Raw genomic sequence first — 12,633 nt, 5'->3', positions numbered from 1 at the left:
GTCGTCGTCAGCGCCATTGCGACAAACCGTTACCAAAATGCAAAACGCCGTGCCAGAAATTCCACTCTACGCCACGGCTCCCCATGAATAGTGTGGAATCAGACGCAGCGGCCGGAGATCAGCAGGGATTGGAAAACAAAAAAACGGGCCGTTGAGGCCCGTTTTCTGAGGGTGGCTGGTGACGTCCGGCTCGTCGGACCGTCACTCGGAGTCGACGGGGGGGCGCAAAGGGGCGGGAAATGGGAAATGGGCAATCTTGTCGCCCTTCACTTCATGCACCTTGCCGACGCCCTCTTTCTCCACCTCATCGATCCGCACGATGCTGTGCAGAGGAATGTAGGAACGCTTCACCGACGCGAACTCGCTTTTCAGCTTTTCCTCGCTGGGGTCCACCACCAGCTGCGACTTCTCCCCGAATACAAACTCTTCCACCTCGATAAAGCCATACATCTCGCTCTGGTAGATGGCGCGGGCGTAGAGCTCGAATACCTGATTCTGATTGAGAAAAATAACTTTGTAGATTGGGTTGGCCATGAATATCTCTGAAAGAGTGCGCAGGAGTCGGAAAGCGCCGCTGAATTCTAAGGTCGGGATAGATTCGGAACCAGCCGCTGGGCGGGCCCGGCCCCCGAAAAAGCGCGGAAGGTTATCACTGTAACCAGCCCCCGTCTATGCAGCCCCCGGGGCGGCCGGTATAATGCCCCACCTTCTAAACTGACCAGTTTTTAACCAGGCTCACTATGTCTTCTCCAGCGTCCGAAAAACCGGTGAAAAAGCTCTTCATCAAGACCCACGGCTGCCAGATGAATGAGTACGACTCTGCGCGCATGCGGGACCTGCTGGGCGAATCCCACCAGATGGTGCCCACGGACGATCCGGAGGAGGCAGACGTACTGCTGGTGAATACCTGTTCTATCCGCGAGAAGGCACAGGAAAAATTGTTCCACCAGCTGGGCCGCTGGCGGCACCTGAAAGAAAAGAATCCCGACCTGGTCATCGGTGTCGGCGGCTGTGTGGCGAGCCAGGAAGGCGAGGCAATCGCCAAGCGCGCGCCCTATGTGGACCTGGTATTCGGCCCCCAGACCCTGCACCGCCTGCCGGAGATGATGGAAACCCGTAAACAGAACACCGGCGCCATCGTGGTGGACGTGTCCTTCCCGGAAATCGAAAAATTCGACCGCCTGCCCCAGCCGGAAGCGGACGGTGTGAGCGCATTCGTCTCCATCATGGAAGGCTGTTCCAAATACTGCACTTTTTGCGTAGTGCCCTACACCCGCGGTGAGGAAGTTAGCCGCCCGGTGGCGGATGTGCTGGAAGAAGTGGCCCACCTGGCCGCTCAGGGTGTGCGTGAAGTGAACCTGCTGGGCCAGAACGTAAACGCCTACCGCGCAGCAGGTGAAGATGGCCAGATCGTCGATTTCGCCGAGCTGATCACCTACGTGGCCGCTATCGACGGCATCGACCGTATCCGCTACACCACCTCACACCCGGTGGAATTTTCCGATGCGTTGATCGACGTGTACGCAGAGGTACCGGAACTGGTCAGCCACCTGCACCTGCCGGTCCAGAGCGGTTCCGATCGTATCCTGATGGCCATGAAGCGCGGCCACACCGCGCTGGAATACAAGTCGAAGATCCGCCGCCTCAAGGCCATCCGCCCGGATATCTGCCTGTCTTCCGACTTTATTGTCGGCTTCCCGGGCGAGACCGAAAAAGACTTCGAAGCCACCATGAAGCTGATCCAGGACGTGGGTTTCGATCTGTCTTTCAGCTTCATCTATTCTCCGCGCCCGGGCACCCCGGCGGCGGACCTGCCGGATGACACCCCGGAAGAGGTCAAGAAACAGCGCCTGCAACTGCTGCAGCACCGCATCAACCAGCAGGCCGCGGAGATCGCGCGCCGCATGGTGGGCAATGTGGAGCGGGTTCTGGTGAGCGGTGTGTCCAAGAAAGACCCGGGGCAACTGCAGGGTCGGACCGAGAATAACCGTGTGGTCAATTTCCGCTGTGACCAGCTGGATCTGATTGGAAAATTCGCGGATGTGTTGATTGAGGAGGCGCTGCCGAATTCGTTGCGTGGAACTCTTCTGTCATCCGAACTTGATGGTCCACTGAACTGATTTCGGGGTCCCTATTCGGAAGGTCCCGTGGCGGTCCTGCTACCGATTGCCCTTCGCGAGACACGCCGTGAACCCATCCATGGGGGCTCTTCCGCGAGGTCCCTCTCGCGGAAGGTCTCGCGAAGGGCAATCAGTATCAGAACCTTCAATTCCGACGTCCGCAGATCCTAAACACATTGATTCGTCATACTCACCTGTTATAAGCCGCGAGACCGGTTAGAACCCAATCGTCACAATCCAACCTTTCCCATATCGGCGAAATGGGTATAACCTACAGACAGAACCCATAGACGAAAGGTGAACGGAAACCAATTTGGAAACACAAGCTCTCGCTCACAGCATCACTCTTGAGCCCAACGACGCCCGCCGCCTGGCCAATCTCTGTGGCCAATTCGATCAACACCTGCGCCAGATTGAACAGCGATTGGATATTGAAATCCGCAATCGCGGCAATGAGTTTGCCATTTACGGCAATGCCAGCTCCGCCCGCGCCGCCGGCGAGATCCTGAGCAACCTGTACAAGGAAACCGGAGCGAAAGACAGCCTCACTCCGGACGAGATTCACCTCGCCCTGCAACAGTCGGGGGTCGAAGAACTGGTGGATGCGCGTCAGACTGCCGCGGAAGGCGAAGGGGATCAGGTTGTCCTGATCCGCACCAAGAAGTGCAGTGTGCGACCGCGCGGTGTCAACCAGCGCAAATACGTGCGCGCCGTTCAGACCCACGATATCAACTTCGGCATCGGCCCGGCCGGCACCGGCAAAACCTACCTGGCGGTAGCCTGCGCGGTAGAGGCGCTGCTGAAAGACGAGGTCGAGCGCATCCTGTTGGTGCGCCCGGCGGTGGAAGCCGGTGAGAAACTGGGCTTCCTGCCCGGTGACCTGAGCCAGAAGGTCGACCCCTACCTGCGCCCTCTCTACGACGCCCTCTATGAAATGCTCGGTTTTGAGACCGTGGGCAAGCTCATCGAGCGCAATGTGATCGAGGTGGCGCCGCTCGCCTACATGCGCGGGCGCACTTTGAACAACGCCTTCGTGATCCTCGACGAGAGCCAGAACACCACCCGCGAACAGATGAAGATGTTCCTGACCCGCATCGGCTTCGGCTCCACTGCGGTCATCACCGGCGACCCCAGCCAGATCGACCTGCCTCGCGGTGCCGCCTCCGGTCTGCGACACGCCATCGAGGTGCTGGATAACGTCAACGGCATCAGCTTTACCCACTTCGGCGCCAAAGACGTGGTGCGCCACCCGCTGGTCCAGCGCATCGTCGAAGCCTACGATGTGCACGAGGCGGAAGTGGAGGCAAAGCAGCAGGCGGAGCGCGAAGCCCGCCGGGCCCTGCGCGCAGCCGGAGAAGATGCGGCCTGACGCCGCGCCCATGAACAAAAGTCAACCCGAACCCTCGCAGCTTGTGCCCGCGGACGTATTTATTGATGTCCAGCGGGCCACGAGCCAGACCGATCTGCCCAGCGACGACGACCTCACACGCTGGGCCGCCGCCGCGGTGGGCAATTGTCGCCCTGAGGCCGAAATCGCACTGCGCATCGTCGACGAAGACGAGAGCCAGGCGCTAAACAGCCAGTACCGCGGCAAGGACAAGCCCACCAATGTACTCTCTTTCCCCGCGGACATCCCCGAGGAACTGGGCCTGCCACTGCTCGGTGACCTGGTGATCTGCGCCCCGGTGGTAGCCGTGGAGGCGGAACAGCAGCGCAAAGCTCCGACCGCACACTGGGCGCATATGGTTGTCCATGGCACACTACACCTGCTGGGTTATGACCATATCGAGGACGATGAAGCCGAGATCATGGAAAATCTCGAAACCCGCATTCTGGCGCAGTTGGGATTCAGTGATCCCTACGCCCCTATTGATGAGCCGGCGCAAGGTGTGCCGGCGGATGAACTTTCAGACGGAACCGACGAGTAACGCGGAGTATGGCCACATCCATGACCACCGACGAACCCCCAAGTAGCTCCTCCTCCAACCGCCCCCGATCGGGAGAGAAAAACTGGTTGGAGAAATTACTGGGCGCCTTTTCCCAAGAACCCAGATCCCGCGATGAACTGCTGGATATCATCAAGGACGCTGCCGAAAACAAGGTAGTGGACGCCGAAGCCCTGTCCATCATTCAGGGCGCGCTGGATGTGTCCAGCCAGCAGGTGCGGGAGATCATGATTCCGCGCTCGCAGATGGTGGTGGTCAGCATTGAGGACTGCCCCAAGGATTTTCTGCCCAAGATCATCGAATCCGGTCACTCCCGCTTCCCGGTGGTGGGCGAAAGCATCGACGACATCCGCGGCATCCTGCTGGCCAAAGACCTGCTGCCGCTGGTGTTGAAAGGCGTGGACGAATTCCGCCTGGAAGACATCATCCGCCCGGCGAATATCATCCCGGAAAGCAAGCGCCTGAATATTCTGCTGCGGGAGTTCCGCGAAAACCGCTATCACATGGCTGTCGTCATCGATGAGTATGGTGGCGTTTCCGGCGTGGTCACCATTGAAGATATTCTCGAAGAAATCGTCGGCGATATTGAAGACGAAACCGATGAGGACGAGGAAGACAGCTATATCCGCAAGGTGAGCGACAATGATTACGTGGTCAAGGCGCTCACCCCCATTGAAGACTTCAACGAGTACTTCGATTGCGGATTCAGCGATGAGGAGTTCGACACCATTGGCGGCCTGGTGATGCAGTCCTTCGGCCATCTGCCGGGACGGGATGAGACCACCAGACTCGGGAATTTCCAATTCCGCGTGCTCTACGCCGATAATCGGCAGATTCACCTGCTGCGGGTCAGTCGCACCGACAAGCCCACTGAAGAAGACGGCTGATGCGCAATCCCTTTTCTTCACTGACCATGTTCCTGTATCCGCTGGCCGCACTGATCGCAGGCGGCCTGCTGACCCTCTCCTTTGCCCCGTTCGATTACTGGTGGTGCAGCCCGCTCTCCCTCGGGCTGTTCGCCTGGCTGCTGGCGCCCGGTCGCAACGCTGCGGTGTTGAGCGGCAGGCGCTGCTTCGGGCTGGCACTGTGTTACGGCCTCGGTCTGTTCGGTAGCGGCGGCTCCTGGGTATACGTCTCCATTACCGACTTCGGCAATTCCTCACCGCTGCTCGGGGTGATTCTCACTGGCGGTTTTGTCGGCATCATGGCGGTACTGTTTGCGCTGCCGTTCGCGGTCCTCGCGCGCTTCCGCGCACACCCTGCCTCCTTCGCACTCGCGTTTGCCGCACTGTGGTTTGTGAGTGAGTGGTTTCGCACCTGGATATTTACCGGTTTTCCGTGGCTCTTTGCCGGCTATGGGCATATCCACACCTGGCTGGCGGGCTGGGCGCCGATACTGAGCGTGTACGGCATTGGCCTGCTGCTGGCATTTTCCACCGCGGTGTGCGCGCTGTGCGCGCGCCGTGCCTTCGACTCATGGAAATCGAGCAGCGCCCTGTCCCTGGTGCTCGCCGCGGTGTTGCTTTGGCCCGCCGGCCTGCTGCTCGGCAACATCGAATGGACCCGGGCCGATGCGCGCAGCGTGCGCGTGGGGCTGGTGCAGGCGAATATTCCCCAGGAAAAAAAGTGGCTGCCGGAATTTCGCGGCGAGACCATCAAGCGCTACCAGAGCGCCACAGAAGAACTGCACCGCCAGGGGGTCGATCTGGTGATCTGGCCGGAAGCAGCGCTGCCACTGCTGTACCATCATTCGCCGAACCTGATGCAGGCGCTGCAGGACAATACAGAGTCAATCGGTATAGATCTCATCACCGGTATCCTCTACGACACGGAGCAGGATTACCGTCGCGTGGTGCACAACTCGGCGGCGGTCTTTGGCCGCGAGCAGCAGCTCTACCACAAACGCCACCTGGTGCCGTTCGGCGAGTATGTGCCGCTGGAAGACTGGATTCGCGGCACCATCGAATTCTTCAACCTGCCCACCTCGTTTATCCGCCCCGGACCTGAAGGCCAGCCCCCACTGGAGGCCGGCAGCCTGAGCTGGGCGCCTCTGATCTGCTACGAGATCGTCTACCCGCAACTGGTGGCAAAGAGCAGCGGCGAAGCCCAGGTTCTATTGACCCTGAGCAATGATGCCTGGTTTGGCCGCTCCATCGGCCCACTGCAGCACATGCAAATGGCACAGATGCGCGCACTGGAAACCGGGCGCTATCTGGTACGGAGTACCAATACCGGTGTAACCGCTATCGTCGCGCCGAACGGTCACATTATCGAGCAGCTGCCGCAGTTCGAGCAGGCGACCCTGATTGGCAAGGTAGAGTCGCGCAGCGGCTTTACCCCCTTCATGGTGATCGGCGTGTGGGCTCTGGTGGCACTGGCTGCCCTGATGCTGGCAGCGGCCGCTCTGCTGCAGCGCCGCCCGGCCAGAGGAACCGAAACCGTCTTCGCCCGTGAAATTGCGGACTGAGTTGCGCAACGCGCGCGCGGGCGAGATCAGTGTCCTTCCTGGCTCGCCCCAAAACGGGGCGCCCCTTGCCTCGGTTTGCCGCCCACTTTCACCTCCAATGCCCTGCCCCCCCGGAATATCGCCGCATTCTGCCGCGCCGGTAAAATACGGCTGCTATTATGCTGTGATATTTGCAGCCCCTGACAGCAGCGGGCTGCGCTCTTTGCAGGGATGAGCCGGAAGACACTGCCACCCCGCAACCGGAACCCTTTTTTCTGCACACGCCCGACAATGTGCGGCACGGATGCCAGATTTATGCATTGTTTAATCACCGGCGGCACTGGATTGATAGGCCGTCTTTTTTGCGCGAAATGGCTGGCGCGAGGATACCGCCTCACGGTGCTCAGCCGCGATCCGGACAAGGTGCGCGAGCGCTGCGGAGAAACCGCCGTGGGCGTGCGCGACCTGCAACAGGTGGAAGGGCCTGTCGATATTGTCGTCAATCTGGCGGGCGAAACCATCGCCCAGCGCTGGACCGACGCCCGCAAGCAGGAAATCCGCCGCTCGCGCCTGGAAATAACCGCGCGCTTGGCGCAGTGGATTCTCAGCCTCCCACAACGCCCCAAATACGTCCTCTCAGGTTCCGCCGTGGGTTATTACGGCGATCGCGGCGGAGATCTGTTGAAAGAAACCAGCGGCCCCGGTGGCGGCTTTGCCGCGGAACTCTGCCGCGATTGGGAAGCGGCGACCCTTCCGCTGCAACAGGCGGGTATCTGCGTCGGCATCATGCGCACCGCCATCGTACTTTCCACCCGCGGCGGCGCCCTGCCGGAAATGCTGCCCGCGTTCCGCCTTGGTGTTGGCGGTCCGATGGGCAGCGGCGAGCACTGGATGAGCTGGATTCACGAGGAAGATATTGTCGGCCTGATGCTGCACGCCATCGACCGGCATCTCTGCACCCCCTTTAACGCCTGCGCACCTGAGCCAGTCACCAACAACAGCTTTTCCCGCCTGCTGGCAAAACAGCTGCACCGGCCCTGTCTGCTGCGCACACCCGCGTGGATGCTCAAGCTGATATTTGGGGAGATGGCCACAGAACTGCTGTTGGCGAGCCAGCGAATGGAGCCCCGCGTAGTGCTCGACAGCGACTACAGTTTCCAGTTTCCCACTCTGGAGAAAGCCCTGGCCGACTTGTTTGGCCCGGAGAGGGCAAAAGGCAGGGCGCACGCCTCGTCGCGTCCCCGCTGATTGGTCGAATGTCCCCGTCCAAAACGGACCGAGCCCGCACAGGGCGGGCTCGGTTAACGGATTTGTTACTCTGGAAAATTTCCTAGGCTGCCGCACTGCTGCGGATCAATACCTCGTCGAGATAGGTACGCGCCGATTCCGAGGTTACGGGATCAGCCCTGCATTCCATGGGCGCTGAGCCGACCCAGTGGGCGTGCCAGCGGAGCCAGTTGTTGGATATCCCCTCTTCGCGCTGCTCCTGCCGCAGCTCCACAAAATCCGTCTGCTGCGGATCCAGTTTGAATTCCCGCACTATCTGGCCTACGAAGGTTTCGAAGTTCTTGCTCAACTGAGCTCCACTTTCACTGCCAGCAGCCAACAGAACCAGCTGGCGCTTACCGCGCCGGGTCAACTTGAAACCAATCCACACCGGACGGTTCAGGCGGTTGTGCAATTGAATAGGGGAAAGGGAAGGTGGGATACCCATCATGTGAACATTACCTCGTTTTTTATCTTGTTATTGCGCGTAATTCGGCCATCTGAGGTTCACTCCTGATCGCTCCGGTACCTGGCCGGGTCCATCCGGCACCCGGATGGTTTCATAAGAAACCTTCGATCAGGGCGCCCATACTAGTTACTCAGGGCTATCGCATCAAGCGTTGATCCGGAACCTCCGGAGCAAGCCGGTCAGCAATTGCGCCTGCCTGGCAGCGCACGCCAGCGGTACCACTGATTTCCCAAAAGCTCGCGCCAGTAAACCTGGCTGCGCAGCAGTGCCGCCGCACTAGGGAGCCAGCGCAACAGGTGGTTCTCCGCTCTCGGCACCAGTTCCCCCGGGCTGCCCACCGGCAGTGGCCGGACCTGCAGGCCGGCGCGGGCAAAGCTTTCCGCCGCGCGCGGCATGTGCCACCAATGCGTTACCAACAGTACGCTTTCGACTCCGGAATCGTGCAGAAGTGCCGCCGAATTCACGGCATTCTCCGCCGTATTGCGACTGCAATTCTCGCGCCATGTCACCGAACGCTGAAACAGCTTCTCCAGCGCGTCGGCCATCAGATCTGATTCCGGCGCCTTTTCTTCCGCGTAGACCCGCCCACCGGAGACCAGTAACGGCAAGTCCGCCGGCGCCCGCGCGACAGCCCAGGCCACTCGCTCAAGCGTTTCTGCCGAAAGCCGCTCGCTGCCAGTGTCCTCGTTGCGGTAGCGGCCACCGCCAAGAATCACTACTGCGCCCGGCTCCACTTTGGGAGCCTCCGGCTGCTGGCTTACCAGGCGCTGGCCCAGCCAGCCGGAGAACGCGGGTGTCGCGCAAATCCACAAAGTGAGGAAGCAGAGAATAGCCAGCGGCAGTGACAATTTGGCGACAGGGGTAGACGAGGGGAAAAACCAGAACACAAACGCCAACAGCAACCCCACCAGCGGGGCGAAAGGCGGCATGATCAGGGTAGTAAGGGCAGTCTGCAGTTCCATCTTGGCCAGGGTGGCTCCATTTTCGGTGTATGCGCGAGTGGTCTCCGCGCCATCGTGGTGCGGGTGTTCTTCAGTCCGATGTGAGTCCACCACTGATCTGGCGGAAGCAGCCGTAGCCGCAGCGATGGCAGGGCGTAATCTGACTACCAGCGTCCGGCAGCGCGCGGTAGCCGCAGCCGATGCACTGCAGCTCCTCGCCCTCGCCGGCAGTTTCTCCCGCCAGCGCCCAGGGTTCGCCGCGACGGATACAGTACATCAGCGCTGGCCAGGCGGACTTGGTGGGGTCGGCTGCCTCCAACAGCCAATCACCGGTGCGCTCCTCAAGGGTTTTCAGTTCACCACCGAGATCCTTCAGGTAATCTTCCGCCCGATGCGCGTCGTCTTTCAGCCAGGCGCGCAGGAAGGCCGCCTTGCTGGCCGTGAGTTTTTCCACCGCCAGCTCGCCCTCCACCAGCTTTTCCAGGTCCCGCCGCAACTCCGCCGTCAGGTCCTCATCTTCCGATGGCAGATCGGGTTTGCCCGCTACAGGTTTCTTACTCACCCCATCCCTCCTATAATTCGCCGTTTTCTGGCCGAAAGGCCAGCGCCGTTCACGGCCGGAATATCCCAATAGATTGAGTCACAGAGTATAGGTTCCCCACAGATGGAAGAGCAGTACAACCCCTCCGCAGTCGAAGCCGCCGCCCAGGCCCACTGGGAGAGCAACAAAAGCTTCGAGGTGAAGGAAGACCACAGCAAGGAAAAGTTCTACTGCCTGTCGATGTTCCCCTACCCCAGCGGCAAGCTGCACATGGGGCACGTGCGCAACTACACCATCACCGACGTGATCTCCCGCTACCAGCGCATGCAGGGCAGGAACGTGCTGCACCCCATGGGCTGGGACGCCTTCGGTCTGCCGGCGGAGAATGCCGCAATCCAGAACAAAACCGCGCCGGCCAAATGGACCTACTCCAATATCGACTACATGAAGGGCCAGTTGAAAGCGCTGGGCTTCGGTTTTGACTGGTCCCGCGAACTGGCCACCTGCAAGCCCTCCTACTACCGCTGGGAGCAGTGGTTCTTCACCCGCCTGTACAAGAAAGGCCTGGTGTACAAGAAAAACTCCGCGGTGAACTGGTGCCCCCACGACGCCACCGTGCTCGCCAACGAGCAGGTGGAAGACGGCGCCTGCTGGCGCTGCGGCACCACCGTCGAGCGCCGCGAGCTGGCGCAGTGGTTCATCAAGATCACCGACTACGCCGAAGAACTGCTGAAAGACCTGGACCAGCTGCCCGACTGGCCGGAGCAGGTGCGCACCATGCAGCGCAACTGGATCGGCAAATCCAAAGGCGTCGAGCTCGCGTTCGCGCTGCCCAAGACCATTGCCGGCGTCGACCACTTTGATGTCTACACCACCCGCCCGGACACCCTGATGGGCGTGACCTACGTGTCACTCGCCGCCGAGCACCCCATCGCCCTTGCCTTGGCGGAATCCAGTCCCGAGCTCAAAACCTTCATCGCCGAGTGCAAGAAGCAGTCCATGGCCGAAGCCGACATGGCCACCATGGAAAAGAAAGGCATGGATACTGGCCTTGTGGCCATCCACCCGCTCACCGGCGAAGAAGTGCCCGTGTGGATCGCCAATTATGTACTGATGGACTACGGCTCCGGCGCCGTCATGGCCGTGCCCGCCCACGACCAGCGCGACTGGGAGTTTGCCAAAAAATACAACCTGCCGATCAAACAGGTCATCGCCCCCGCCGCGGGCGAAGCCATCGACCTGGACAAAGAGGCCTTCACCGAAAAAGGCGTACTGACCAATTCCGGCGGTTTCGACGGCCTCGACTTCGACGCCGCCTTCAACGCCATCGCCGACGGCCTCAAGGCCGCCGGCAAGGGCCGCGTCACCACCAACTACCGCCTGCGCGACTGGGGTGTCTCCCGCCAGCGCTACTGGGGAGCTCCCATCCCCATGTTCAACCTGGCCGACGGCACCGAAATACCGGTACCCGCGGAAAAACTGCCGATCCTGCTGCCGGAAAACGTGGAACTCGACGGCATCACCTCGCCGATCAAGGCCGACCCGGAATGGCGCAAGGACGAATACAACGGCGAAGCGGTCGAGCGCGAAACCGACACCTTCGACACCTTTATGGAGTCCAGCTGGTACTACGCCCGCTACACCTGCCCCGACTTTGAACAAGGCATGCTCGATCCCGAGCGCGCCAACTACTGGCTGCCCGTGGACCAGTATGTGGGAGGCATCGAACACGCCATCCTGCACCTGTTGTACGCGCGCTTCTTCCACAAACTGATGCGCGACGAAGGCCTCGTCAGCAGCGACGAACCCTTCAAACGCCTGCTGTGCCAGGGCATGGTATTGGCGGAGTCCTTCTACAAAGAAGTCGACGGCCACAAAACCTGGATCGCCCCCACCGCCGTCGACGTAGAGCGCGACGACAAAGGCAAGCCGATCAAAGCCATCGAGCGCGCCACCGGTGAAGAAGTGGTTGCCGGAGGCGTGGTCAAGATGTCCAAGTCCAAGAACAACGGCATCGACCCCCACGCCGCCGTGCAGGAATACGGCGCCGACACCGTGCGCCTGTTCACCATGTTCGCCGCACCGCCCGAGCAGACCCTCGAGTGGCACGACTCCGGCGTGGAAGGCGCCAGCCGCTTCCTGCGCAAACTGTGGAAAACCGTGCACGGCCACATCGAAGCCGGCAACAGCAGCAGCGCCATCGACACCAGTGCGCTGTCCGACAAACAACAGCAACTGCGCCGCAAAACCCACGAAACCATCCAGAAAGTCAGCGACGACTACGGCCGCCGCCAGACCTTCAACACCGCCGTGGCCGCGGTGATGGAACTGCTGAACGAAGTCACCAGGATTGCAGAACGCGACTCCGCCAACGGCCTCGCGGTAGAACGCGAAGCCCTGCAAGTCGCCATCATGCTGCTCGCCCCAATCACTCCGCACATCTGCCACGCGCTGTGGAAACTGATCGGCAACGACAGCGAGCTGGTCGACGCCCAGTGGCCGCAAGTGGATGAAAACGCCCTGGTGCGCTCCACCATCACCCTCGTGGTACAGGTCAACGGCAAGCTGCGTGCGAAGCTGGAAGTACCGGCGGACACCGACAAGGCCACCCTGGAAAAAATGGCGCTGGAAGACGAAAACGTGGTGAAGTTCACCGACGGCCTCACCGTGCGCAAGGTGATTGTGGTGCCCGGCAAATTGGTCAACGTCGTCGCCAACTAAGCCGTAAACGCTCTCGCCATCGAAGCACAAAAATCAGATGCGAAGGCCGGGTGCCGGGGGTGGGTTTTCAGGAGCGTCGGCAACAGGGATGTTGCCGACGCAGCGTACAGGGATGTATTCACAGCGGTCCTGAAAACCCACCCCCGGTGCCCGGCCGCCACCGCACCAGCTAAAAAACTCAGC

General features: G+C 60.8%; 11 protein-coding genes. 7 read left to right on the top strand and 4 right to left on the bottom strand.

The window, feature by feature from the left end; genetic code table 11:
- Positions 1–201: 201 nt before the first annotated feature.
- A complete protein-coding gene (locus tag FDY93_RS01920) occupies positions 202–534 on the bottom strand; it encodes a DUF1820 family protein (protein WP_171018862.1) in 333 nt (110 codons plus the stop codon).
- 206 nt (positions 535–740) lie between these two features.
- Here FDY93_RS01920 and miaB point away from each other — a divergent pair, with 206 nt between their 5' ends.
- The 6 genes from miaB to FDY93_RS01890 all read left to right on the top strand — a co-directional run bounded on the left by miaB (position 741) and on the right by FDY93_RS01890 (position 7,760).
- Positions 741–2,120 (top strand): tRNA (N6-isopentenyl adenosine(37)-C2)-methylthiotransferase MiaB, encoded by a 1,380-nt coding sequence (gene miaB, locus FDY93_RS01915; RefSeq protein WP_138234053.1) that lies wholly within the window; start codon positions 741–743, stop codon positions 2,118–2,120.
- Between the two features lie 313 nt (positions 2,121–2,433).
- Positions 2,434–3,489: a PhoH family protein gene (locus tag FDY93_RS01910; protein WP_138234052.1), complete on the top strand. Its 1,056-nt coding sequence runs from the start codon at positions 2,434–2,436 to the stop codon at positions 3,487–3,489.
- Between the two features lie 10 nt (positions 3,490–3,499).
- The gene (gene ybeY / locus FDY93_RS01905; protein ID WP_138234051.1) at positions 3,500–4,048 is read left to right on the top strand and encodes an rRNA maturation RNase YbeY; all 549 of its coding nucleotides are present in this window, start codon (positions 3,500–3,502) and stop codon (positions 4,046–4,048) included.
- A gap of 8 nt (positions 4,049–4,056) precedes the next feature.
- Positions 4,057–4,953: a CorC family transporter gene (locus FDY93_RS01900; protein ID WP_171018861.1), complete on the top strand. Its 897-nt coding sequence runs from the start codon at positions 4,057–4,059 to the stop codon at positions 4,951–4,953.
- Complete coding sequence (gene lnt / locus FDY93_RS01895) at positions 4,953–6,533, top strand: apolipoprotein N-acyltransferase (protein WP_246068422.1); 1,581 nt, start codon at positions 4,953–4,955, stop codon at positions 6,531–6,533. Before FDY93_RS01900 ends, lnt begins: the two co-directional genes overlap by 1 nt.
- A gap of 270 nt (positions 6,534–6,803) precedes the next feature.
- Positions 6,804–7,760 (top strand): TIGR01777 family oxidoreductase, encoded by a 957-nt coding sequence (locus FDY93_RS01890; RefSeq protein WP_342776592.1) that lies wholly within the window; start codon positions 6,804–6,806, stop codon positions 7,758–7,760.
- A gap of 82 nt (positions 7,761–7,842) precedes the next feature.
- On the opposite strand, the gene FDY93_RS01885 is transcribed toward FDY93_RS01890, so the two are convergent.
- The 3 genes from FDY93_RS01885 to FDY93_RS01875 form a co-directional block, all read right to left on the bottom strand.
- The gene (locus FDY93_RS01885) at positions 7,843–8,229 is read right to left on the bottom strand and encodes a hypothetical protein (protein WP_138234049.1); all 387 of its coding nucleotides are present in this window, start codon (positions 8,227–8,229) and stop codon (positions 7,843–7,845) included.
- A gap of 197 nt (positions 8,230–8,426) precedes the next feature.
- Entirely contained in the window at positions 8,427–9,299 is an 873-nt protein-coding gene (locus tag FDY93_RS01880) for a YdcF family protein (RefSeq protein ID WP_240914303.1), read from the bottom strand.
- Positions 9,280–9,750: a zinc ribbon-containing protein gene (locus tag FDY93_RS01875; protein ID WP_138234048.1), complete on the bottom strand. Its 471-nt coding sequence runs from the start codon at positions 9,748–9,750 to the stop codon at positions 9,280–9,282. Before FDY93_RS01875 ends, FDY93_RS01880 begins: the two co-directional genes overlap by 20 nt.
- Before the next feature lie 102 nt (positions 9,751–9,852).
- On the opposite strand from FDY93_RS01875, the gene leuS reads away from it, so the two are divergent.
- Positions 9,853–12,450 carry a leucine--tRNA ligase gene (gene leuS / locus FDY93_RS01870; RefSeq protein ID WP_138234047.1) on the top strand — a complete coding sequence of 866 codons (2,598 nt, stop codon included), beginning with the start codon at positions 9,853–9,855 and terminating at the stop codon, positions 12,448–12,450.
- The last annotated feature ends 183 nt before the right edge of the window (positions 12,451–12,633 follow it).

This window comes from Microbulbifer harenosus (assembly GCF_005771435.1).
In the GTDB taxonomy this organism is placed as follows: Bacteria; Pseudomonadota; Gammaproteobacteria; order Pseudomonadales; family Cellvibrionaceae; genus Microbulbifer; species Microbulbifer harenosus.
The sequence above is the reverse complement of the archived record's forward strand: the minus strand, read 5'-3'. Positions and strand labels throughout refer to the sequence as shown.